The organism is Syntrophorhabdaceae bacterium, assembly GCA_036504895.1.
Lineage (GTDB): Bacteria > Desulfobacterota > Syntrophorhabdia > Syntrophorhabdales > Syntrophorhabdaceae > PNOM01.
The window spans coordinates 191,891-217,166 of record DASXUJ010000062.1 but is presented as its reverse complement, the minus strand read 5'-3'; the positions used below and the strand labels follow the sequence as shown (position 1 = coordinate 217,166).

At 54.9% G+C, this 25,276-nt stretch carries 16 protein-coding genes and 1 tRNA gene; 4 read left to right on the top strand and 13 right to left on the bottom strand.

Translation table 11 applies throughout. From position 1 onward, the window contains the following. The 3 genes from VGJ94_08590 to VGJ94_08580 all read right to left on the bottom strand — a co-directional run. A partial coding sequence (locus VGJ94_08590) for an efflux RND transporter permease subunit (GenBank protein ID HEY3276664.1) occupies window positions 1–2,237 on the bottom strand: 2,237 nt, incomplete at its 3' end. Between the two features lie 55 nt (window positions 2,238–2,292). Continuing rightward, the gene (locus tag VGJ94_08585; protein HEY3276663.1) at window positions 2,293–5,469 is read right to left on the bottom strand and encodes a multidrug efflux RND transporter permease subunit; all 3,177 of its coding nucleotides are present in this window, start codon (window positions 5,467–5,469) and stop codon (window positions 2,293–2,295) included. A 6-nt stretch (window positions 5,470–5,475) separates the two neighbouring features. Beyond that, window positions 5,476–6,705, bottom strand: a complete 1,230-nt coding sequence (locus VGJ94_08580; protein ID HEY3276662.1) for an efflux RND transporter periplasmic adaptor subunit — start codon at window positions 6,703–6,705, stop codon at window positions 5,476–5,478. A gap of 308 nt (window positions 6,706–7,013) precedes the next feature. On the opposite strand from VGJ94_08580, the gene VGJ94_08575 reads away from it, so the two are divergent. Further along, window positions 7,014–7,850 carry a substrate-binding domain-containing protein gene (locus tag VGJ94_08575; protein ID HEY3276661.1) on the top strand — a complete coding sequence of 279 codons (837 nt, stop codon included), beginning with the start codon at window positions 7,014–7,016 and terminating at the stop codon, window positions 7,848–7,850. A gap of 16 nt (window positions 7,851–7,866) precedes the next feature. Further along, on the top strand, window positions 7,867–9,900 hold the full coding sequence (locus tag VGJ94_08570) for a PAS domain S-box protein (protein ID HEY3276660.1): 2,034 nt from the start codon (window positions 7,867–7,869) through the stop codon (window positions 9,898–9,900). A gap of 1 nt (window position 9,901) precedes the next feature. Here VGJ94_08570 and VGJ94_08565 read toward each other — a convergent pair whose 3' ends face one another. Beyond that, complete coding sequence (locus VGJ94_08565) at window positions 9,902–10,702, bottom strand: AAA family ATPase (GenBank protein HEY3276659.1); 801 nt, start codon at window positions 10,700–10,702, stop codon at window positions 9,902–9,904. A gap of 289 nt (window positions 10,703–10,991) precedes the next feature. On the opposite strand from VGJ94_08565, the gene VGJ94_08560 reads away from it, so the two are divergent. Further along, a tRNA-Gln gene (locus tag VGJ94_08560) sits at window positions 10,992–11,065 on the top strand. Window positions 11,066–11,261: 196 nt separating this feature from the next. Here the strand turns inward: VGJ94_08560 and eno are convergent. From eno to VGJ94_08515, 9 genes are all read right to left on the bottom strand, one after another. After that, on the bottom strand, window positions 11,262–12,569 hold the full coding sequence (eno, locus tag VGJ94_08555) for a phosphopyruvate hydratase (protein HEY3276658.1): 1,308 nt from the start codon (window positions 12,567–12,569) through the stop codon (window positions 11,262–11,264). A 114-nt stretch (window positions 12,570–12,683) separates the two neighbouring features. Further along, complete coding sequence (gpmA, locus tag VGJ94_08550; GenBank protein HEY3276657.1) at window positions 12,684–13,430, bottom strand: 2,3-diphosphoglycerate-dependent phosphoglycerate mutase; 747 nt, start codon at window positions 13,428–13,430, stop codon at window positions 12,684–12,686. A 455-nt stretch (window positions 13,431–13,885) separates the two neighbouring features. Further along, on the bottom strand, window positions 13,886–15,298 hold the full coding sequence (locus VGJ94_08545; GenBank protein HEY3276656.1) for an efflux transporter outer membrane subunit: 1,413 nt from the start codon (window positions 15,296–15,298) through the stop codon (window positions 13,886–13,888). After that, on the bottom strand, window positions 15,295–18,537 hold the full coding sequence (locus tag VGJ94_08540; GenBank protein HEY3276655.1) for an efflux RND transporter permease subunit: 3,243 nt from the start codon (window positions 18,535–18,537) through the stop codon (window positions 15,295–15,297). Before VGJ94_08540 ends, VGJ94_08545 begins: the two co-directional genes overlap by 4 nt. Window positions 18,538–18,551: 14 nt before the next feature. After that, complete coding sequence (locus VGJ94_08535) at window positions 18,552–19,778, bottom strand: efflux RND transporter periplasmic adaptor subunit (GenBank protein ID HEY3276654.1); 1,227 nt, start codon at window positions 19,776–19,778, stop codon at window positions 18,552–18,554. Then, a complete protein-coding gene (locus tag VGJ94_08530; GenBank protein HEY3276653.1) occupies window positions 19,771–20,445 on the bottom strand; it encodes a CerR family C-terminal domain-containing protein in 675 nt (224 codons plus the stop codon). Before VGJ94_08530 ends, VGJ94_08535 begins: the two co-directional genes overlap by 8 nt. 238 nt (window positions 20,446–20,683) lie before the next feature. Continuing rightward, the gene (locus VGJ94_08525; GenBank protein HEY3276652.1) at window positions 20,684–22,372 is read right to left on the bottom strand and encodes a glutamine--tRNA ligase/YqeY domain fusion protein; all 1,689 of its coding nucleotides are present in this window, start codon (window positions 22,370–22,372) and stop codon (window positions 20,684–20,686) included. Between the two features lie 102 nt (window positions 22,373–22,474). Continuing rightward, window positions 22,475–23,353 carry a nitroreductase family protein gene (locus VGJ94_08520; GenBank protein HEY3276651.1) on the bottom strand — a complete coding sequence of 293 codons (879 nt, stop codon included), beginning with the start codon at window positions 23,351–23,353 and terminating at the stop codon, window positions 22,475–22,477. Window positions 23,354–23,775: 422 nt separating this feature from the next. Next, complete coding sequence (locus VGJ94_08515; protein HEY3276650.1) at window positions 23,776–24,099, bottom strand: hypothetical protein; 324 nt, start codon at window positions 24,097–24,099, stop codon at window positions 23,776–23,778. 248 nt (window positions 24,100–24,347) lie between these two features. On the opposite strand from VGJ94_08515, the gene VGJ94_08510 reads away from it, so the two are divergent. Next, the gene (locus VGJ94_08510; GenBank protein HEY3276649.1) at window positions 24,348–25,169 is read left to right on the top strand and encodes a DUF116 domain-containing protein; all 822 of its coding nucleotides are present in this window, start codon (window positions 24,348–24,350) and stop codon (window positions 25,167–25,169) included. Window positions 25,170–25,276: the final 107 nt, after the last annotated feature.

The following is a 25,276-nucleotide window of genomic DNA, read 5'->3' as shown; positions in this document are numbered from 1 at the left end:
GTCTGATAGACATCCCCCAGGTTGACGCCCTGCTTGAGCACCTTGTCCCTGTCCACGTTCACAAATATTTGGGGCACGGCGGGACTGAAGGTGGTGGCGATGCCCGACAGCTCAGGTCTTTTACGGGCAGCCTCCACGAATTTCTTTACCATTGCGGCAAGGAAGCCGATATCTTTTCCCGACCGGTCCTCCAGCACAAAAGTGAAGCCCCCCGATGTCCCGATGCCCGGAATGGCGGGCGGTGAAAAGGCGAATCCGAATCCTTCGGTCAACTCCGATATCTGGTAATTGAGCATCATCATGATAGGATGATATTTCTCTTCAGGTTTCTTTCTCTTTGCCCAATCTTCGAGACTTATGAAGAAAAAGCCGCTGTACGTGTTTGTGACCTGGCTCAGCATATTATAGCCGACGATCGAGGTGCAGCACCTTACGCCGGGCGTCTCCTGAATTATCTTCTCGATCTTTTTTACCACTTGATCGGTACGTTGCAGGGAGGCGGCATAAGGGAGTTGGATCGCGGCAAACATATATCCCTGATCTTCTTCCGGAAGGAAACTCCCGGGAATGCTTTTTCCGAGGATGAGGGAGAGGACGAGAACGCCGGCAAGGACAATCAGGCTCACCGTGCTCTTCCGGATCGCCACGTTACATACATTGACGTAACGATCGGTTGCCCTGCCGAAGAGACGGTTAAACCAGTCGTAAAACCTTTGTAATACTCCGGTCCCTCTCGTCTTCGGTCTGAGCAGGAGAGCTGCCAGGGCCGGGCTCAGGGTGAGGGCGTTGAAGGCGGAGATAATGACCGATATGGCTATGGTGACGGCAAACTGCTGGTAGAGCCGTCCGGTGATGCCGGGAATAAAGGCAGTGGGGACAAAGACCGCCGCGAGAATTAGAGCGATAGCCACTACGGGTCCCGAGACTTCCTGCATCGCCTTCAGGGTGGCGTCCTTGGGCGAGAGCCCCTGCTCGATGTGGTGCTCTACCGCTTCCACGACCACGATCGCGTCGTCCACTACCAGGCCTATGGCCAGCACGAGCCCGAAAAGCGACAAAGTGTTGATGGAGAAACCGAAGAGAGGGAAAAAGGCAAAGGTGCCCACAAGGGAGACCGGTACCGCGCAAAGGGGGATAAGGGTGGCCCTCCATCCCTGGAGGAAAAGAAAAACCACAATTATGACGAGGATAAGGGCTTCGATCAGGGTGATGATAATCTCTCTCATGCCTTCGGTTACGGCTTTCGTGGTATCGAGGGAGACTTCGTAGGCGAGGTCCTTGGGAAAACGCTGTTTGTACTCGTCCATCAGTTTGTAGACCCGCTTCGATGTATCGATGGCGTTTGAGCCCGGAAGCTGGTAGATGCAGATTACGGCCGCAGGCTTGCTGTTGAAGCGGCCTTTGATGTTGTAGTATTGGGTGCCCAGCTCGACCCTGGCCACATCCTTCACCCTGAGAAGGGAACCGTCCGAATTAGCGCGTATTACAATCTCACCGAACTCCTGTTCGGTCACGAGCCGTCCCTGGGCCCTTACCGCGTAGGTAAATTCCTGGCCAGGAGGCGCCGGTTCCGCGCCGATCTGGCCCGACGGGTTCACCGTGTTCTGCGCATTGATAGCGCTTACGATATCACGCACCGTGATACCCAGTTTTGCGAGGCGGTCCGGCTTTACCCAGAGCCGCATTGCATACTGGCCCGCGCCGAAGATCTGGACCTGCCCCACGCCCTTCACCCTGGACATGGGGTCATTTATATTGATATAGGCATAATTGGAAAGGAACTCCTGATCGTAAGTCCCTTTCGGTGAATAGAGAGAAAATACGAGGAGCGGGCTGGCGGTCGATTTTTTCACCGTCACGCCCATGGTATTCACGTCACTGGGCAGCTGGGACTGGGCCTGGCCGAAACGCATTTGGGTGAGTACCTGATCGGTGTTCGGGTCTGTAGTCACGTCGAAATCGACGTAAAGGGTCATCTGACCGTTATTCGCGTTGATGGAATACATGTAGAGCATGTTATCGACGCCGCTCATCTGCTGTTCTATCGGCGTGGCGACCGATTGCTCGACTGTCAGTGCATCGGCCCCCGTATAATTGGCCACTACCTGGATTTCCGGTGGCACGATGTTGGGAAACTGGGCGATAGGCAGGCTGAGGACCGCGACAACCCCCACGATCACGGTAATAATGGCGATTACTATTGCCACCACGGGCCGGTTGATAAAGAATTTCGACATATTTCCTTACTCCTCTAGAAGCCGGTTATCTGAGTTGTTGCGTACCCCTGAATCTCTATTCTTTTCCATCGGGACCTCCATGAGCACGCAATTCCGCGGCATCGGCAACGGCTCTTTTCTCTTTCTCCGGGCGGTGCGCAAGCTTCTCCACCACATAGAACGCCACAGGGATCAGGAAAATGGCGATCAAAGTCGCGGCAAGCATCCCCCCGATTACCACCGTCCCCAGAATCTGGCGGGACTTGGCTCCCGAGCCGGACGCGATAGCCAGAGGCACTGTTCCGAGAATGAAGGCAAAAGCGGTCATCAATATGGGGCGGAGCCTGAGCCGTGCCCCCGCAAGGGCCGCCTCTGCGATGGGCCTGCCTGCCTCGAACTTCGCTTTTGCAAACTCCACTATAAGAATGGCATTTTTCGCCGCAAGGCCTATGAGCATGACGAGGCCGATCTGGGCATAGACGTTGTTTTCCATGGAACGGAGCCAGAGGCCCATAAATGCCCCGAAAACAGCGATCGGCGTGCCGAGAAGCACGCTGAAAGGCAGGGACCAGCTCTCGTACTGGGCGGCAAGAATGAGAAATACGAACAAGAGGGAAAGGCCGAAAATAATGACGGGAGGAATGCCTTCGGCCGCCACCTTCTGTTGGTAAGACATGCCCATGTAATCGTATCCCATGCCGGACGGCATGGTGTCGGTGAATACCTTTTCCAGGGCCTCCATTGCTTGACTCGAGCTGAAGCCCGGCGCCTGGATCACATTTATCTGGGCAGCCCTGTATTCATTATACCGCACGGTAAATTCCGGCCCCCATGTTCTCTCGATGGTGACGAGGCTCGAAAGGGGCACCATCTGGCCCGTTCTATTCCTCACATAAAATTGACTCATATTTTCGGCTTTGGTCCGGTATTCGGCGTCCGCCAGGACGTACACTTGCCATTGGCGTCCGAATCTATTGAAATAATTGACGAAAGGGCCGCCCATGAAGGCCTGCAGGGTCTGATACACGTCTCCTAGATTCACCCCCTGTTTCACCACTTTGTCGCGGTTGACGCTCGCATACACCTGAGGAACGGAAGGAGAGAAGGAGGTGGTGACCGAAGCGAATTCCGGTCTCTTGCGGGCGGCGCTCAAGAATTTCGTGGCATTTTCTGCGAGAAAAGGTATGCCGTGGCCGACGCGGTCCTCGAGCATGAAAGTGAGGCCGCCTGAAGTACCGATTCCCGGGATGGCCGGGGGAGAGAAGGCAAAAGCCTGAGTGGAAGGCAGGTTCGCCAGCTCTTTATTGACCCGGGCCATGATGGCTGCATATTTCTCTTCTTTTTTCTTTCTTTCATGCCAGGGCTTCAAGGTGACCGAAAAGTAGGCATTGTAGGTGGTGTTTACCTGGCTCAGGATGCTATAGCCGACAATCGTATTGAATACCTCCACCCCCGGTGTCCGGCGCAGTATCTCCTCGATCTTCTTGCATGTGCCGTCCAGCCTTTGAAGTGACGAGGCCTCGGGCAACTGGACATCGAGGTAAAAATATCCCTGGTCCTCTTCCGGGAGAAAGCCGCCGGGCAGCTTTACGCCGAAGGTGACTGCCGCAACGCCCACAATCACCAAAAAAAGGAGGCTCCTGCCCGCCTTCTTTATGAGAAACCCGCATATGCCTACGTAGCCGTCGGTGGCGCGGGTAAACCACCGGTTAAACCCCTGAAAGAAGCGTCCCAAAAGACCTCGCGCCTCCTTTTTCGGACGAAGGAGGAGGGCCGCCAGGGCAGGGCTCAGGCTCAATGCATTGAAGGCGGATATCAGCATGGAAACCGCGATGGTAACGGCGAACTGCTGGTAGAGCCTGCCCGTAATACCGGGAATAAACGCGGTGGGCACAAAGACCGCGGCAAGGATAAGGGCAATTGCCACGACCGGTCCGGAAACCTCTTCCATGGCCAGAAGGGTGGCCTCCTTGGGAGACATGCCTTCTTCGATATGGTGCTCCACCGCCTCGACCACGACGATCGCGTCGTCTACCACGAGACCTATGGCGAGAACAAGGCCGAAAAGGGAGAGGGTGTTGATGGAGAACCCCAGGAGGGGAAAGACCGCAAAAGTCCCGATGAGAGAGACCGGAACGGCCACCAGGGGAATGAGGGTGGCCCTCCAGCCCTGAAGGAAGATGAATACCACGAAAATCACGAGAATCACGGCCTCCCAAAGGGTGCTCACGATCTCTTGTATGCCCTCGCTGACGGCGAGAGTCGTATCGAGCGATATCCTGTAGTCGAGGTCCTGGGGAAATCGCTGCTTCATCTCCTCCAGCTGCTTTTTTATCCCCTTGGCGGCGTCGATCGCATTTGAGCCGGGAAGCTGATATACAGCCAGGATCGCCGCAGGGGCGCCGTTCATCCTTCCGATGATGTTATAGACCTGTCCGCCCAGCTCGACCCGCGCCACATCCTTAAGCCTTACGATCGCGCCGTCCGACTTAGCCCTGATCACGATATCGGAGAATTCTTCGGCCGTGAGGAGTCGCCCCTGGGCCCTTAGGGTATAGGTAAACTCCTGTCCCGTGGGGACCGGTTCTGCCCCGACCTGACCGACCGGATTTACGCGATTCTGGGTATTGAGGGCGGACCATATTTCAGGGACCGTAATCTGGAGCTTTGCGAGCTGGTCGGGCTTGAGCCAGATCCTCATCGCGTATTGTCCGGCCCCGAATACCTGAACCTGACCCACGCCGGGGGTACGGGTAAGGGGGTCGTTGATATTTATATAGGCATAATTCGCGAGAAAAGTCGCATCCCATGTGCCTTTGGGGGAGTAGAGGGTAACGAGCATGAGGGGGCTGGAGAGAGACTTGGGATTTGCAATACCGTAATTATTGACGCTGTCGGGCAGTTGGCTCTGTGCCTGTTGCTGCCGCATCTGGGTAAGGACCTGATCGATGTTGGGATTTGTCTCCACGTCGAAGGCCACTCTCAGAGTCATCTGACCGTTATTGGCGTTGACTGAGTACATGTAGAGCATATTGTCTACGCCGTTAATCTGCTGCTCGAGCGGCGTCGCCACCGCCTGCTCCACGGTCAGCGCATCGGCGCCGAGAAACGTGGTCTGCACCTGAATCTCAGGGGGCACTATGCTAGGGAATTGTGCCACGGGAAGACCGGCCATGGCAATGATACCCACCACGACCATGAGAATCGAGATCACCATGGCCACAATAGGCCGGTTGATGAAGAATTTGGACACTAAAGCTTATCCCTTCTTCGAGGAATTTTTTGCAGGAGGAGCGGGTTTGGCGCCGGCCTTCGGAGACTGCCCGCTGCCTTGGCTTGCCGCGACATAAGGCTTCGGGTTGACCGTCATTCCTTGGAGCACCTTCTGGGACCCCTCGGCAATAACCTTTTCACCGGGTTTCAAGCCTTCGTCGATTACCCACAAGTTTCCGACCAATTCAGACGCTTTTACGGGTCTGATGTCGACTTTATTATCTGCTGCGACGGTCGCTACCTGAAAACTGCCCTGAAGCTCCGTCACCGCACGCTGGGGGACCAGGAGGGCATTTTTCTTTATGCCGACTGCGGCTTTTACCCTGGCGAACTGTCCCGGACGGATAATATTGCCCGGATTTTTAAAAATGCAGCCTACTTTGATGGTGCCGGTTTTCGGGTCGACCTGACGGTCGGCGAGGATGAACGCGCCTTTGTAGCGATATTGAATTCCATCGGCGAGCACCATTTCGACAGGCACGTGATCGTCATCGTGCTTCGCCGACTCGGCATATTTTAAATATTCCTGCTCGCTGGCCGAAATGTAGACCTTAATAGGGTCGACCTTGGAGACCGTGGTCAGCTCCTCTATGGTCGCGGGGCCTACGAGGTCTCCGATCTGGGCTTTTGCTATGCCCGCGATACCGTCGACAAGAGAGACTATTTTGGTAAACCCTAATTCCAGGCGGGCCTTTTCAACGGCCGCCTGATTCGATTGCACCGAGGCGCGGCCGGACTGCTCCGCGGCTACCGCGTCATCAAGGTCCTTTTGGCTGACCGCATTTTCCGCTGCGAGAGGTTTTATCCTCGCGAGGTTTGCCTTGGCCTGTGACCAACCGGCCTCAGCCATTCCGAGATTCCCTTTAGCCTGGTCCAGGGCGGCCTGAAAGGGCCGCGGGTCGATCTCGAAGAGGACCTGTCCTTTCTTTACGAAATCTCCCTCTGAATAATTACGCTTGATCAGATATCCCTGAACCTGCGCCCTTATGGTGGCATTGATTATGCCGTCGGTGGAACCGACCCACTCCTTGTATACGGGAACATCCTGCTGAATTACCGCCGCGACCTCGACCACGGGAGGCCCCTTCGTCTCCTGCTGTTTCTTGCCGCAGCCCGTGAGCATCAGCATTGCAAGGCCCGCACATGCAATAAAAAGGAGCGGCGGCCGCGACGCCGGCTTGAAATGCGCCCTCAGGCATTTTGCGCTGTCTGTCATTGTTTATCCCCCAGAGAGAAAAATTAATCTTTCATGTATATTCAGAAGGAAACCTGTATTGATATACCATAATCGGTGAGAATGGGGGAAGACTTAAATGTCGCCTCAGTCACGACTCCGCCTACCTGAAAAAATAGTTCGACCCCTAAGGCGAAGATTGTGACGCATGCCGCTTACATTTAGGATGACCCTATGCTAAAATATCTCACGGTAGTTATAATAAAAGGAACTTTGTGGTTTTTTGTGCTACCCGGAAAGAACATAAGAGAGGGGCGGAGGGTGATCAAGAGAGATCGGGAGGCCGGCAGATGATTTACATCTTTGAGAAGAGCATATTTTTGAGAATTTCACCTGTGATTGCCTTATTTCTCTGTCTTGGAGCGGTTTCCGTCGCTCCGGCTGAAGAACTTTTACGGATCGGAGGCGTGGGCAGCCCTACGGGAATGATGAAGCTGATGAGCCGTGCCTATGAGAGAGCCCATCCCGGGATAGGCATTACTATTTACCCGAGTCTCGGCAGCGCGGGGGCCGTGAAGGCTCTTGCCAAGGGGGCCATAGATGTGGGTATGATGTCGCGCGAGTTAGACCAGGAGGAGCGGCGAATGGACCTTACCGTAATTCCCGCCGCCCGAACGCCTTTTATCTTTGTTGCCCATAAAAGTGTGGGAGTATCTACCCTTTCGCCGAACCAGATTGCCGCAATGTATGGGGGTAAGACAATTTCATGGCCTGATGGGAAGCGGGTCAGGCCTGTCTTGCGCCCTGCTTCGGACACGGATACGGCCATCGCGAAAAGAATCGCACCGGAGATCGCCAGGTCTCTTGAAGAAGTGGCCGCGAGACCCGGAATGTTGATGGCCCTCACGGATCAGGACCTGACGGATATGGTGGAGAGCACCCCGGGGGCGTTCGGTTTTTCTTCCCTTACCCTTGTCCTTACGGAGCGGCCGAAAGTGAAGGTCCTTGCTTATAACGGCGTAAAGGCAAGTTTAAAGAGCATCGCGAACGGCTCCTATCCTTTGTGGAAGCCTTTTTATATAGTTTTGAGGAAAGATGCGCCTCCGGCGGTCCATGATTTTGTTAAATTCGTCAAGTCCCCTGAAGGGAAGAGGATCATGGAGAGCTCCGGAAACCTTCCGGACTGAGAAGGCAGAGGAACCGATGGAGACCGAGAAAACAAAGGACCGGATCACCGCACTTCTTGCGGGTATAATCACCGGTACCATTATGATACTCCTGCCCCTGCTCTATTACCTTTTCTCGTATGAGAATATAACAGGTGAACTGGAGGCGGAGGCGGAGATTAACTCCAGGATTATTACTGAGATCATCAGCAAGAATCCGGAGATGTGGGAATTCGAACAAACCAGGTTGTTGGAATACCTTTCCCGTCGCCCGAGACACGGGCACCAGGAAACCCGAAGGGTGGTGAACCGTCAAAACCAACGGATCGCGGAAAGCGCCGATCCCCTCGAGTCGCCGGTCATTGAAAAGTCGAGGGATCTTATGGATTCCGGTGCGGTTGTAGGCAAAATAAAGATATCCCGTTCGTTGCGCCCCCTCGTGAACAGGACCCTCCTCCTTGCGCTTATTGTCTTACCCCTGGGAATAGGCGTATTCGTGCTTATCCGGATAGTGCCGATACGGTCTATGTACCGGGCCGAGCGGAGACTCAGGCGGAGCAATGAGTTACTCCGTGAGTCGGAGGCGAAATATCGCGCCGTGGTGGAGAATTCCCTTGCCGGTTTCTATATCATCCAGGACCAGGGTTTTCGCTTCATAAGCAAACGGGTATGTGATATCTTCGGCTACACCTATGACGAAATGGCTGTCATGGACCCTGTCTCGATGGCCCATCCCGATGACCGGGAGAAGATAAGAGAGAATCTTCAGAGACGGCTCACAGGAAAATCCGATTTCGTCGAATATTCCTTCAGGGCCCATCGGAAAGACGGGAGGATCATTACCATAAAGGTTTCAGGGGGCTTTCTCTATTATAAAGGCAAGCCCGCGGCCGCCGGGACCATTCTCGACGTCACTCGTGAGATGAGTTTGGAATCGAAGCTCCGACAGGCCCAGAAGATGGAAGCCATCGGCACTCTCGCAGGAGGCATAGCCCATGATTTCAATAACGTACTCACCATAATATCGGGTTATGCGGTTCTTCTTAAAATGGCCACTGACAGTGAAAGTCCGTTGAGGATGTATGTTGACCCAATACTCTCTTCGGCGGAAAAAGGGGCCGGTCTTACCAAAAGCCTCCTGGCCTTCAGCAGGCAGCAGCCCGTCAAACTGATTCCCCTCGATCTCAATAAATCCGTAAAGGGGAGTGAAGAGATATTGAGAAGACTCGTGACCGAAGAGGTGGAGCTCAAGACCTCGCTCGCACCGGAAAAAATACTGATTATGGCGGATGCCACCCAGATAGAGCAGATCTTGTTTAACCTTGTCGCGAACGGGAGAGACGCCATGGAAAAGGGCGGCACTCTCACTATCGAGACGGGACTCGTCGGCTTGAACGAAGAATTCGTGCAGGCCCATGGATATGGTGTTTCGGGAAGTTACGCGCTACTTGCTGTCTCCGATACAGGTTCGGGTATGGATGGGGTGACCCGTGAGAGGATTTTTGATCCATTCTTTACGACCAAGGAGTTCGGGAAGGGCACAGGCCTCGGTCTCTCCACGGTATACGGTATTGTGAAGCAGCATAATGGATATATAAACGTATCGAGTGAGCCGGGAAAAGGGACGATTTTTCGCCTCTATTTTCCCGCTGTCCGGACTGCCCCGCAGGAAGTCGATGTTGCGCCGCGGGTAATACCAGGGGGCACGGAAACCATCCTTATAGCGGAGGATAATGACGACGTGAGGCGCCTGGTCTGCAGCATCCTGTCGAGGCATGGGTACACGGTCATAGAAGCCATGGACGGTGAGGACGCTATCGATAAACTTAAGGTCCATGAGGAGATCGATCTCGTGGTTCTCGATTCGGTCATGCCGAAGAAGAGCGGACGAGAGGTGTGCGACGAGGCCCGGATCCTCCATCCTCGGATCAAGGTTCTATTTACCAGCGGTTATACGAGTAATGCGGTCCCCCGGGAAGGTCTCCGGGAGGAGAAGATCGATTTCATATCCAAGCCCATTTTACCGGATGAAATGCTCGTGAAAGTGAGGGAGGTCCTGGATAGGGGATAAGTTACTCCCCGTCGGTGGAATAGAGATGTGCAGGTCTGAGTACCCCGCCATCGGCAATTCTGAACCAATTGACGGTTCCGAGGTTACTGAAAAAGCGGTCCGTAATCCAAAGCTCGGTAAAATAGCGGTGAGGTTGAATCTTATCGCGGGCCCGGTCAAGACCGGATCCCCCTTCCGGATTCTCGCAGAAAGAGCGGCTTTCCTCCTCTTCCATGAGTCTCAGTTTTGCCCGCCAGCGGATCCTTTCCGCAAGAAGGGACGCCGGGTTAGGTCGATCGAGACAGAGAACTGCCGCCCCTGTTTCAACCGCGATCCGATCGAGCGCCCCCATGAGCCTGGCCGTATTATTCGTATTCGATTCATCGAGGGCATGAAATCTGCTTAAGGTGTCGAAGACGATCAGCCTCGAATTCCTGCAGGTTTCTATGATAGTCTCCCGGCTCTTATCATCGAGAATATCCTGTGTCTCGCCCATCCCCGCGTCCAAAATAAAATCTCTGATTATGGATTTACGGGTTTCAGGAGCAAAAAGGGCGCCTATGGCATGGACCATCCGATGAAGCTCCCCGTCAGAGTCCTCAGCATTGAGATAACATGCCTTGCCCCTGGAATCGACCGGAAGGCCGAGGAGATTTCCCTCCTCCTGCATACCGCCCGCTACGGCACAGCATAACTCAATTGCGAACAATGTCTTGCCGGAACCCGGGGCGCCCGTGAGCAGTCCGACCGAGCCGGTGGGAAATCCGGGGAGAACGAATTCAGGAGACGGGGGTACTTCATTGAAGAAATTACGTACCTTCACTGTGGGATTCCTTGTAAAGAGTCGGGACGGCAAAACAAAAGCACCGTCGGCCGCCCGCACTGCATCAACTATACAAGAATTACCGCATCGTTGCAAGATATACGTCTTCCTTCAAGTTCATCTTCTGCCGGACAGCCTTACCGTCATTAGAACCCATCTCTCAGAATGAGAAAATTGAGAAACCCGTCGGCTATAACAGGGTGAACAAAAGAGAAAGTATTTGACTTGTACGTTAGATTCTGATAAATGTTTAAAGCCAATGGCGATGAGGAAATAAACCGAACGCTGTTGGGGGATCGTTCAATGGCAGGACATCGGACTCTGACTCCGCGAATGGGAGTTCAAATCTCTCTCCCCCAGCCAAATATAATCAAGGGGTTACGAAGATCTCGTAACCCCTTTTTGCATTTCGTCATCCTTATCTTTCCCACCATCGCGATACGGCCGAGCCACATTCTCTTAGGCCCCGGTCCCTCCGGCGTTTCGATGAACCTGCTATAAACCTTGAGGATCATCTCGGCATCTCGGTGCCCATGTCTTTGGAGTCATCTTCCTTCCTTTAAACGTAACCCCTAATCTTCTGCTGACGGAAGGCTTCCCTGCCTGCGAACTTCGCAGATCGACCCAATTCCTCCTCTATGCGAAGCAGCTGGTTGTATTTGGCGATGCGGTCGGTCCGACTTGCCGACCCTGTCTTGATTTGGCCCGCCCCTGTCGCCACGACAAGGTCGGCGATAAAGGTATCCTCGGTTTCTCCCGACCTGTGGGAGACCATGGCGGTATATCCGGCCCGTGCCGCCATTTGCATGGCCTGCATTGTTTCCGTGAGCGAGCCGATCTGATTGACCTTGATAAGGATCGCGTTGGCAATCCCTTCACTGATGCCCCGGCCAAGCCGTTCCGTATTGGTGACGAACAGGTCGTCGCCAACGAGCTCGATCTCCGCTCCCAAGGCGTCGGTGAGGGCCTTCCAGCCTTCCCAGTCGTCTTCCGCCATCCCGTCTTCAATCAAGACGATGGGGTATTGGCGGACCCACTCCGTCCAGAACTTGACCATCCCGGCAGAATCGTGGGCACCGCCGTCCGACTTCTTGAAGATATACTTCCTCTTCTCTGCGTCATAGAACTCGCTCGAAGCAGGGTCAAGGGCGAGGCCGACATCTATTCCGGCCTTATACCCGGCCTTTTCCACGGCTTCGAGGATCACTTCAATCGCCTCCTCGTTGGACTTCAGGTTTGGCGCAAATCCTCCTTCGTCCCCTACGGAGGTTGAATATCCTTTTGCTTTAAGTACGCCCTTAAGAGTATGGAAAATCTCGGATCCCATCCTCAAGGCCTGGGCGAAACAGGACGCCCCGTAGGGGCAGATCATGAATTCCTGAAAGTCTACGGAATTGTCGGCATGAGCCCCTCCATTCATTATGTTCATCATTGGAACAGGAAGGAGCGATGCAGAGACCCCTCCGAGGTATCGGTATAGGGGTGTTTTTTGAGATTGGGCGGCCGCTCGGGCTACCGCCATGGAAACGGCCAGGATCGCATTCGCTCCAAGGCGTCCCTTGTTTTTCGTGCCGTCGAGCTCGATCATCTTAAGATCGATTTCTTCCTGGCGTACCGCATCCATGCCCTCGATCCCACCGGCGATCTCGGCATTGACGTGTCCCACCGCGTTTCTGGTCCCCTGGCCGAGATAGCGGCTTTTGTCTCCGTCGCGAAGCTCGACCGCCTCGTGAACGCCTGTGGATGCTCCCGACGGCACCGCCGCCCTTCCCATGCTCCCATCCTCGAGAATTACATCCGCTTCGACGGTTGGATTGCCTCTTGAATCAAGAATCTCTCTTCCCATGACTTTCACGATCTGGGCCATCTGTCTCCCTCCATCGGACCGGTCAACGAACGGAGAATCCCGGAAACCCGTTCTTCTCGTCCTCCCGATCCGTGTTTCGTTATTTATTGAATTCCTTTCACAATATCCGTCGCCTTATGCCTTCTTCAGTTGGTCTGCCACGGCCTGAGCCGCCCTTTCCACTGCCTCGGCGTCACCCAGGTAGTAACTGCGAATCGGCTTCAAATCATCATCAAGTTCATACACCAGCGGTATCCCTGTGGGTATGTTGAGCCCTGCAATCTCCTCATCCGGGATATTATCGAGATATTTGACCAATGCGCGAAGGCTGTTTCCGTGTGCTGTGATAATCGTCCTCCCGCCTTCTCTAAGGGCCGGCGCAACGGTCTCATGCCAGTAAGGCAGGAACCGCTCGATCGTATCCTTCAAGGCTTCGGTCCGGGGAGTTTCCTCGGGCTTCAGGTGCGTGTAACGGGGGTCCTTTCCGGGATACCGCTCGTCATCTTCCGTGAGGGCCGGCGGACGTATATCGTAACTTCTCCGCCAGATCTTGACCTGATCCATCCCGTGCTTTTCGGCGGTCTCTGCCTTGTTCAGCCCCTGTAAAGCCCCGTAGTGTCTCTCATTAAGCCTCCAACTGTGCCAAATAGGTATCCACATGAGGTCCATCTCCTCAAGGGCAAGCCACAGGGTCTTGATGGCCCGCTTAAGGACCGAGGTAAAGGCCATGTCAAAGACAAACCCTTCTTTGAGGAGAACCCTGCCGGCCTGGACGGCTTCTTCTCTCCCTTTCTCGCTCAAACCGACGTCTGTCCATCCAGTAAAACGGTTCTCCTTGTTCCAAGTGCTCTCGCCATGACGGAGCAGCACAAGCTTTGTCATCAGTCTCCTCCTCTGTTGCGGGGTATTCGCACTCTACATCCTGCTGCGATCACTAGGAATTCGTAAGGTACACGCATCCTCCTCCGGCCTCTTTTCTGCGTAGAACTTGTCCGGAGCAGAAAAGGTCTTCGCGCCGGAGTTCGGCTTGAGCGGAAGAGCCTCGAAAACGTCCCGGATTGCTTCACCATCGACTAAAACGTGGATTGCACTCTTTTTCCTGACCATTAATCGCAACGTAAACAGACAGGGAGGAAGTGTCTATAGGGCTTTGGTCCTATAGACAAGAAAAGCGAAGGACGACAGTCAGGAGACCGGAGATGGGCCTGGTGTTAAGGAATAAAGGTGCGGGATATCGATTATATAGATTTTCACATCCGGGCTTTCGGGATGAAAGGCAGAGTACGGGCGCCTGTAATCATCTTGAATTAAGGCCGCCGATGCAGGAAAAGGCGGTATTATTCTCCTTCTCCGCCACCTAACACCTTGTAAAGGTTTACCAGATTCACAAGCTGGGCAAGCCGGATGCTGACGAGTCTTAATCGCGCCACATAGAGGGAGCGCTGAGAATCAAGGACGCCCAGATAATTATCGATCCCTTTTGCATAACGGAGCTCAGAGAGGCGATAGGCCTCCGCCGAAGCCTGAACGAGGGACTCCTGGGCAGCCAACTGATCGCCCACCGTCCCACGGACGGCGAGGGCATCGGCCACTTCTTTGAAGGCTGTCTGAATCGATCGTTCATACCGGGCAACGGCAATGTCGCGATCGGCTTTCGAGACGGCGAGGTTTGCCCACCTCGAGCCGAAGTCAAAGATAGGCAGGGTTATCTGGGGCGCGAAAATCCACGTTCCCTGACCGGATGTGAAAAGCCCGGATAATTGGCCGCTTATGGTGCCTGCGCCGGTGGTGAGGGTGACGGTGGGGAAAAAAGCAGCCCGTGCGGCCCCGATATTCGCATTGGCAGCCTTGAGCTGGTGCTCAGCCTGCTCGATGTCGGGACGGCGAAGGAGTACCTCCGAAGAGACCCCGGCGATGATATCTTCAAACATCTTATCCGTTCCCAGCTCATCAACGAGCAGCCGGCTCGGTACCGGCGAACCGAGGAGCAATGCCAGGCCGTTTTCATCCTGAGCCACCTGAGCAGTATAGTAGGCGATATCGACACGGGCGGCATCAACCCGCGTCTGTGCTTGACGGAGATCCAGCTCGGACGCCGATCCTACCCTGTATTTATTTTCCACGAGCTTGTAAGACGCCTGTTGGCTCTCGAGGGTATCGAGACTCACCTTCAGGCGCTCATAATCCGCCGCCCGGTTGAGATATGCATAGGCTATTTCGGCAAGGAGGGAGATCTGGACGCTGCGCCGGGCCTGCTCGGTGGCAAGGTATTGCTCCAGGGCCTGGTCCTTGAGGCTCCTGACGCGGCCGAAGAAGTCGAGCTCATAGGAGCTGAAGCCGACGGTGTAGGAGAATTGGCGTGAGACAACGGGCCTGCCGAGGTAGGAGAGATCGGCGGGCAGCCGCTGGGCGGTTTCGGAAGCGTAGGCGTTCAAAGTGGGAAATAACGCGGCGAACTGGATCCGGTAAAAGCCGCGCGCTCTCTCGATATTCAGGCTTGCCACCCTCAGGTCCCGGTTATTGTCGAGGGCGATGCGCATAAGCTCGCGCAATTTGTCGTCCATGTAGAAGGCCCGCCACTGAAGACCGAGGGGGACCGCGCCGTTCTGCTCCGCACCGGTCGCCTTATATGCCGCTCCCTCGGGCCATTCGCCCGGCACGGGCGGCACCGGGCGCATATAGTCGGGCGCCATGGTGGCGCACCCAACGAGGAGAAGGGAAAGGATGAATGCCGCGATGGTCCGTATCATATCGGTGACCCCTCCTTTACCGCATTCCCATCGGGTTGCTGCCCGGACGTTGCCGGTATGGGTGAGGGAGGCGAAGAACCGGGGGTCCCCGGGGAAGGGGAGGGCGCCTCCTGCGGCCCTTTCTTCTTAAATAATCCCGATACGAAGACGAAGAACAGGGGGATGTAGAAAAGGTCGATAAATGTGGCGGAGAGCATCCCGCCCGTCACTGCGGTGCCTATGGCGTTCATCGCTCCTGCCCCTGCTCCGGAGGCGATAGCCAGGGGGAGGACGCCGAAGAAAAAGGCGAGGGACGTCATAATGACCGGCCTCAGCCTGAGGCGCGCCGCCTCGAGGGTCGCCTGAACAAGACCGGTCCCGTGGGTCATCCTTTCCCGGGCGAACTGGATAATAAGAATGGCGTTTTTTGTGGTCAGGCCGAGGGTGGTGAGAAAGCCGATCTGAAAATAAACGTCATTATGCAGTCCCCGTGACCAGGTAGCCAGGGCGGCCCCGAAGACGCCCAGGGGCAGCATGAGCATATTTGCGAGTGGAATGGGCCAACTTTCGTAAAGGGCTGCCACGCAGAGAAAAATTACGAGAATCGAAAAGGCATAGAGGAGCGGCGCCTGTGAGCTGGCGATGCGCTGCTGATAAGAGAGCCCCGTCCATTCATACCCGATGCCCTCGGGAAGCTTCCCGACCATCTCTTCCATGGCCCGCATGGCCTCTCCAGAGCTTTTGCCCGGTGCGGGCTCGCCCCAGATATTGAGGGAAGAAAAGCCGTTGTAGCGCTCAAGCTTGGGGGACCCTGAGGACCAGTGACCCGAGGCTATGGCGGAGAAGGGAACCATCTTTCTTGACGAGTTCTGCACATAAAGCTTATCGATATCCTTGGGCAGCATACGATAGGGCGCGTCCGCCTGGGCGTAAACGCGCTTCACCCTTCCGGATTGGATAAAATTGTTGACATAAACGCTGCCGAAGCTGTCGGAAATGGTATTGTGAATGGAAGAGATGGGGACGCCCAGGGCACCGGCTTTCCCCCAGTCAACATCGATCCTGTACTGTGGGACATCTTCCATGCCATTCGGGCGGATCGAGGCCAATCTGGGATCTTTCATGGCCATACCGAGGAGCTGGTTCCGGGCCGCCATCAGTTTTTCATGACCGATGCCGCCACGGTCAAGCAACTGGAAGTCAAACCCCGTGGCGTTACCTAGTTCGATAACGGAGGGAGGAGGAAAGGCGAAGACCATGCCGTTGCGGATTTTCGAGAAAGCCTTCATGGCCCTCTCCTGGACAGCTTTTACTCGAAGTTCGGACTTTTGGCGGACTTTCCAGTCCTTGAGCTTAATGAAGACAAGGCCCGCGGTCTGGGCACGACCGGAGAAACCGATACCGGAGATGGTCATGCATGATTCGACGGTGGCCTTCTCTTCTTTTTGAAAATACTCGTCGATATAGTCGACCACCTTTCGGGTCTGCTCCAGGGTGGCGCCGGTGGGCATGATCACCTGGGCGAAGAGCAGCCCCTGGTCCTCGTCCGGAAGGTAGGATGTAGGCATGCGGAAGAAAATGAGTCCCGCCACCGCGACGATGGCGATATAGATTGCAACATAGCGGAGCTTCCGCGAAAAGGAGCGCTCCACCATCCCCACGTAATAATCCCTTATGCGATAAAATAGGCGGTCAAACCACCTGAAGAAGGGACGGAGGAAAAAGACGGCACTGTCCGCCGACTGATGTCCCGGTTTCACGGGTTTAAGTAGTGAGGCGCAGAGGACGGGGGTCAGGATCAGCGCTACTAACACTGACAGGAGCATGGATGCGATGATCGTAACGGAAAACTGGCGGTAGATGATCCCGGTCGAGCCGCCGAAGAAAGCCATGGGCCCGAAAACGGCGGAAAGTACGAGGCCTATGCCGATCAGGGCGCTCGTAATCTGCTCCATGGATTTCCTGGTTGCCTCCCTCGGAGAGAGGCCTTCTTCGTGCATGATGCGCTCCACGTTCTCCACCACCACAATGGCATCGTCCACCAATAGACCGATGGACAGCACCATGGCGAACATGGTGAGCATGTTGATCGAGAAGCCGAAAAAGGAGAGGACCGCGAAGGTGCCGAGGAGCACCACGGGAACCGCGATGGTCGGAATAAGGGTGGCCCTGATGTTGCCCATGAAAAGCCACATCACCAGGAAGACGAGGAGGATTGCCTCGAGAAGCGTCTTTACCACCTCTTCAATTGCCACTTTGACAAAAGGAGTGGTGTCGTAAGGATAGACGACCTTCATCCCCTTCGGGAAAAAGCGGCCCAACTCCTTCATCTTGGCCTTGACGGCATTGGCCGTATCGAGGGCATTGGCGCCCGCGACCATTCTGACGGCCATGCCGGCGGACGGTTTGCCGTTGTAAAAGGCCTCGATATCGTACGCGTCCGTCCCCAACTCCTGCCTCCCTACATCCCTGATACGTACGATAGAGCCGTCCTGGTTGACGCGGACCGGGATAGCGCCGAATTCCTCCGGCGTTTTAAGAAGGCTTTGGACGATGATCGACGCATTGAGTCGCTGTCCGGGAACGGAAGGCGCGCCACCGAACTGACCCGCGGAGATTTCGACGTTGTAGGCCTTGAGCGCCATGACCACATCTTCTATGGTGAGCTGGAAACTGATTAGTTTGTCGGGATTGAGCCAGACCCTCATCGCGTACTGGGAGCCGAAGTTTTCCACCTCGCCCACCCCGGGCACCCGGGCGATTACCTTCTCCAGGTTCGATTGGGCATAATCCCTGAGGTCATTGCCGTCCATGCTGCCGTCCTCGGAGATGAGGCCGATCACCATGAGGTAGTTTTTCGTGGCCTTGCCCACGGTGACGCCCTGACGTTGTATCACTTCGGGCAAGCTTGCCATGGCAAGCTGAAGCTTATTCTGCACCTTTGCCCATGCGAGGTCCGGATCGGTACCGGGAGCAAAGGTCAATTCGATACGGGCCGAGCCTGCTGAATCACTGGTGGCCGATATATAGAGCATTTTATCGAGGCCGGTCATCTTCTGCTCTATTATCTGGGTTACGCTGTTCTCTACTGTCTCCGCCGATGCCCCGGGATAAAAGGCCTGTATGTAGATTGACGGCGGCGCCACCGCGGGATACTGGGATATAGGCAGACTATAGATGGCGAGGCCCCCGCCCAGCATGATGATGATGGCGATAACCCAGGCGAAGACGGGGCGGTCAAGGAAAAATTTGGATAGCATCCGTCGCCTCCCGCCTAATTCTTTTGCGTGGAGCGGTCTGTCGCCTGCCCCGGACCGTCCTTCCGGACGGCGTCGAGGAGAACGGCCTTTACGGTAGAGCCTGGTCGCGCCTTTTGTGTGCCTTCCACGATGACGCGGTCGCCGGGGGCAAGGCCGGCGGAGACGAGCCATTTATCCCCGATGGCACGATCGACGGTAATGGATCGCGCCTGGACCTTATTTTGGGCATCGACGGTCAGGGCGACAGCATTCCCCTTGGGGTCCCGTGAGACGCCCTGTTGGGGGACGAGCATTGCGCGCTCCATAACTCCTTCCTGAATCACCGGGCGGACAAACATACCCGGCAGCAGAGTTTGTTTCGGATTGGGAAAGACGATACGAAGAATAAAAGAGCCCGTGGTCTGATCCACGGTGACATCGGAAAACTTGAGGGTCCCTTCCGAAGGGTAGGGGGTGCCGTCTTCAAGGAGCATCTTTACACGGGTATGTCCCGCGCCTTTGAGCCGTCCGTTCTCCAGGTGACGTTTAAGCTGGAGGAGGCTTGCGCTCGACTGCGTGGCGTCGACAAAAATAGGATCGAGCTGCTGAATGGTGGTGAGGGGCGAAACCTGATGGGCTGTGGCGAGGGCCCCCACGGTGACGTGTGATTTGCCGATCCGGCCGCTAATGGGCGCGGTGATGCGGGTATAAGCGAGATTGATGCGCGCGGTCTCCACCGCCGCCCTGGCTACCCCGACCTCGGCCTCAACCTGCTTGAGGGCTGCCGATGCTTCATCATACTCCTGCTGGCTCACCGCTTTGGCGGCAACCAGTTCTTTATAGCGTCCTTCCTTTAATCGGATGGGGGGCAGGTTGGCTTCCGCCTTCGCAAGGGTCGCCTTTATATTGTCATATACAGCCTGATACGGCGCGGGATCGATCTGATAGAGCACATCCCCGGCCTTCACGTCGTCCCCTTCGACAAAGAGCCGCTTCTGTATGACACCGTTCACCTGGGGGCGTACCTCCGCGACCAGGTATGAAGATGTCCGGCCCGGTAATTCCGTGGTAATGACCACCGGTTCGAGCTTTATAGCCACCACCGCGACCTCGGGAGGGTTCTGAGGGCCGGCCTGGCTTGCTTTTCCCTTTTGACAGCCCGTCATGGCAATCAGAATAATCAGACTCCAAAGGGCGAGGTTAATCGTTCGTTTACCGCTCTCTTGCACGCAACACCTCATCAAAGTAATTTCTTTATTCATCCCGTACCACCTTCGATCCCCCGTGGGCCAGCATTTGCCTGGTGGAGGAGATGCCCGCCAGGGTCAACCTGACCACATGATTGATGTAGGCTTCCACATCTTCTATTTTGGGAAAACCGAAACGGTTGGGCCGGTCGCTTTCTTTTGAAGATTCAGCCACGATCATGTTCACACATTGAGAAACTATGCTTATGACAAAAAATTGAATATCCCTTTCCGGAGCCTCGGCGCCGAGCAATTCGCGCAGCACGCTCTCGGTTCTTTTGTTGAGACGGTTCACTTCGTCGAGTATAATCTGCTCAAGGAGTCCGGTGGGATTGGCAAATTCCTTCAGGGCAATAAAGAACTCCTTGTTGTCCCGATCGGAGATCCTTCGAAGAAGAGCGGACACCTGACCGCGCAAACGCTCTTCGGGGGGCGCATCCCCGGGCACCCCTCCATCGGGAGGATAAGTCTTTATCGATTTAAGAAAGGCGTAGCGCCACGATTCACTGTAAAGATTTGCTTTATCTCCGAAATGATAATTGACCGCGGCAAGGTTCGCCGAGGCCCGTTCGCAGATATCGGCAATAGTCGTATCCCGGTAGCCTTTTTCCGCGAAAATCTCGCGCCCTGCGGCGAGTAGGCTCTGGCGGGTCTGCTCCGCGTCCTTTCTCAATGCTTTCATCCCCTCGGAATCCCCCACTCTGACATTAAAACGCTAATTTCAATTGTATATTTTAATTATTCAATTGAATAAGTCAAGGAAAAATTGTGGATTTTCACTTTCTCCTTAAAAAGCCGCATCTTGAGCGGGGGCAGTCGGTAAGGATATAGGCGGTGTGGATTCAAAAAGAAAAAGCGGTAAAGAGGGTCCCCAGGGCAGATGAAAGCACCTGTCCCGGGGCAAGAGGCATCTTATCGGCTCATTTTGCTTTTGTAACGACCTTGGCCCAGGAATCCCGGAGAGTAACAATCCGATTGAATACGGGCTTTCCCGGGATTGAGTCGACCGGGTCGGCAGAGAAATAGCCCAATCGCTCGAACTGAAACCTGCTCCCTCCCGACGCGGCTCCAAGACTCGCCTCCACCCGGCAATCGATGAGGGTTTCGAGAGACGAAGGATTCAAATGAGCAGCGAAATCGTCCCCCTCGCTCGCGGCATTGGGGACCTGAAAAAGACGGTCGTACAGCCTCGCCAATGCAGTGACGGATTGTCCGGCGGAGACCCAATGGATCACCCCTTCCACCTTACGGCCGTCGGGGGGCGCACTGTCACGCGTATCGGGATCGTATGTGCAATGGACCTCCATAATGCGGCCCGTCTCATCCTTTACGACCGAAGCATATTTTATTACATAGGCATATCTCAGGCGCACTTCACGACCCGGACTGAGGCGTTTATATTTTTTTGGAGGCTCTTCGCTGAAATCATCCCCCTCGATATAGAGCACCTTGGAGAAAGGCACTTTTCGGCTGCCAAATTCCGGTTTTTGAGGATGGTTGGCGCAGTCGAACTCCTCGACCCGGTCATCCGGATAATTATCGATCACGAGTTTCAGGGGCCGAAGGACCGCCATGGCTCGGGGGGCACGGTCGTTGAGATCGTCGCGGACACAGCTCTCCAGGAGGGACATGTCGATGAGGTTGTCCTTCTTCGCCACACCGATCTTGGCACAGAAAGTACGGATCGCTTCTGGCGTATACCCGCGCCGCCGCATTCCGGCAATGGTGGGCATGCGGGGATCATCCCAGCCGCTTACATCCTTTTTCTCTACCAACTCTATAAGGCGTCTTTTGCTCAAAATCGTGTAACTGAGGTTGAGCCTGGCGAATTCTATCTGGCGGGGTTGAGGCTCCGGGATCAGGGCATCCACAATCCAGTCGTAAAGGGGCCGGTTATTCTCGAATTCCAGAGTGCAAATGGAGTAGATGATATTTTCGAGAGAATCTGACAGGCAATGGGCAAAATCATACATGGGATAGACGACCCATTCGCTTTCGGTCCTATAGTGGGGCGAGCGCTTGATCCGGTAGATCACGGGGTCTCTCATGGTGATATTGGGTGATGCCATGTCGATCCTGGCCCTGACCACGTGGGCGCCGTCCTCAAATTCTCCTGCCCTCATGCGGGTGAAGAGGTCGATGTTCTCTTCGACGGACCTGTTTCTATAAGGGCTTTCCCTGCCGGGCTCGGTAAGGGTGCCCCTGTACTCTCTTATCTGATCGGCGGAAAGGCTGCAGACATATGCCTTGCCTTCTTTAATCAACCTTACGGCGAACTGGTAAAGCTTCTCGAAATAATCGGATGCGTAAAAGAGGCGATCTTCCCAGTCGAAACCGAGCCAGCGGACATCCTTTATGATGGAATCCACAAATTCAAGGGATTCACCGCTGGGATCGGTATCATCCATACGGAGATTACAGGTCCCGCCATATTGGGCGGCAATACCGAAATTCAGGCATATCGATTTGGCATGGCCTATATGAAGGTAACCATTGGGCTCGGGGGGAAAGCGGGTAGCGACCCGTCCTCCGTTCTTGTTCGTCTTCAGGTCGTCATTTATAATCTCACGTATAAAGTCGGTTTGAGGCGCGGAGTCTGTCTCTATCATGTCGGGTAATTCTCCTCCTTGGTCTGACCGGCCCCAGAAAGAGGCCTCAATGCGTTAAATACTTACCACACCATGGGAATTCTTTCAATCCGCCCCATCCGCTCAGGTCCCGTCTCTCCATGTGATATGTTGAGCAGTGCGTTCGATCCATGTAGGAAACCCGAGTTCAGGATAGCCCAGGGCAAGACCTCCGTATAGTATGTGACCCTTGGGCAGTCCGAGGAGAAGGGGAAGCCTCTTTTCCCTGCTGCACGCAGCTACCACATAGCCGGTGAAGAAGCTGCCGAGACCGAGAGAAGAGGCGGTGTAGACGGCATTCTGTACTGCCAGGGCTGCATTGGTCTCCCCAAACCGTATCGACCGGCGGGCATGGAAGAAAAGAACGGCCGGCGCCTTGAAAAGTATTACGTCCCAATGGTTTCGGGCCCTCTCCGCAATAAGGTCGAATTGATTGACCCAGCGTTTTATTTCCTCCACGTCCTTTTCCCCGTAAAGCATGTAGAGCCTTCTCCAGAGGGGATTTCTAAGTTTGCGGGAGACGTCGCCAAGCCATTGGGCTGTAATGGCGGCGATCTCGGCGAGGAGAGCTTTATCGGTGACCACGATATATTCGGTGCTCCTGCTGTTCTTGGCGCTGGGCGCGTAGCAGGCTCCATCGATCACTTTTTCGAGTACTTCCCGCTCCACGCGCCTGTCCTGAAAATTCCGGACTGACCGCCGGGTCACGATCATCTCCCGCACCTGCTCATAAGTAGGCATGAGACGAGGCTCTACGGGGTGGATCAGCTCCGGAGGACTTTCCTCCTGCCATATTGCACCCGTGGGGCAGATAAGGGCGCAGTGACCGCACCCGTTGCATGAATCCTCGTGAGCGACCAACGGCACGGAATCAATCGTTTCCCGGGAGAAGACTTTTTCACAGACGCGGACACAGAGTCCGTCTCTCACGCATCGTTCGGGATCAATCGTTATTCGGGACATATCGCTCCTGTTATGTATCATACTCCTTCGTGCAGTTACCATAAAAACTTATACCCCGTTCGATGGAGGTATGTCATCCCACTCATGGGTCATGGTCCCGGTTTTTCGAGGACTTGACACCATGGGAGAGTGATTATAGACTCAATGGAGCGAGAAAAAGGTGTCTTATCAAACCTAAAACAGGATACTGTATCAATTGCGACAACAGGCACGGGTGCAAGAGCGGCACCCCTCCCTGTATCGAGCAGATGGAAGAGGACGGCGTAACAGGAGCGACGGGCAAACAATACCTCGTGAGCCGTAATTGTACGGAGAAATGCAGGGGCTGCCCTTTCTTCCGGCAATGCTGGAATGAGGGCGAATACCTCCGGATGAATCGAACCGGAGGTTCGGGCTGAGCCCGTCTTCTCTGACGAAAGGTCTTAGGAAAGTGCCCCTTTCCGACCCGGCGCGTCGATCACAAATTCGACCACCATGCCTTTATCTCCCGATGCATCCCGTGCCAGAAGAGGCTCCCCGTACAGGCCATCCAGCTCGAAAACATCATGAATGCAGTCATGGACATAGGCGACCCACACTTTATCATCAGCGACGCCGCCCGTTACGGTGAGCTTTGTTATCCTACACCGAAAATTGGTATTCGATTGAAACTGCGCCATAAATTTCCGTGCCAGCTCCGATGTGGAAAAAATACCGAATACGCCCTGTCCCATCAATACTTCGTCAATAACGGCAAAAAGCTCCACTCATCTCCTCCTCTTCATGTGGTTTTCCTCTCAATGAGAGTATGGAAGGTATTCTGTGTGCGCGACTGGTGCGCCCGAAGGCGCGTCTAGATTATAAACCAAAAAGGCCTTACGTGGGTAGCCCCCGGCCCCCCCCATGCTCCCGTCTTTTCGTTTCCGCCTTCCTTTCCTTGACCGAGGCATCAATCTGTGAGAAACTTTACTGGTAATGAAAATTCCAAAAGGTTTATTTTAAGGCGGAAAAAGTATTGAAAGAAACCGCTCATAAAACCGGCTCCAGAGACAGAAAGCTGGGCGACGAATGGGCCGACTGGGACGGCCGCTCCAGGGCTCATGACCAGGAGATAGAGGAGCGGTCGGCAACGTTCCTTATTCTTGCCGCCGTTGCGGTCTGCATGCTCGTGGGGTTGCTGATAATCTCCTGGTATATGGTGAGACCGAGAATCGAACAGTTCTACGTGCTCCTCCCCAAGGCGATTGAATGGGCCCTTGCCATAGGCGGGGCGCTCCTGTTCGTACTCGTCTGCATAGAAATCCTGGTATTAAGAAGGATGGAGAAGTCCCTCTTCCCTTATAAACTGGTGGAGCGGCTTTTTCTCATGGTCCTGCCGAAGGCGCTCTGGGTCGGGGCACGGATGGGAATTAACAGGGACCGGGTGGGCAATTCGTTTATTAAAGTCCACAACTACATTACCGCGACTCCTGCCCATAGGCTCAATCCCCAAAGGCTGCTCGTCCTTCTTCCCCGATGTCTTGGAAGGCAGACCCGTGGCGAGATCATGAGCAGGGCGGAAGAATACGAGGTTCAGATAGTGACCGCGGGCGGAGGGGAAGAGGCAAGGAAGGCGATCGGAGAGTTCAGACCTACCCTTATATTGGCCGTGGCCTGTGAAAGAGACCTGCTCTCCGGCATAAAAGATGTAACGGAGAGAGTGCCTGTTCTTGCAATACCCAACAAGAGACCCGAAGGGCCGTGCAAGAATACATGCCTCCAGATTGAAAAGTTCGACTACCTGCTCCATTTCGTGAAGGCGCCGAGAAAGAAGACAGACCAAATCCTCTCCTCCTGAGGGACGCACCCCCTTTCTTCGTCTCAACTTGTGTGAGATCCCGAAGAACCTGCGGAGTTCGCCGCCATTTACACCGTTTCTTTCCTGCATTATACTCCTTGAGAAAG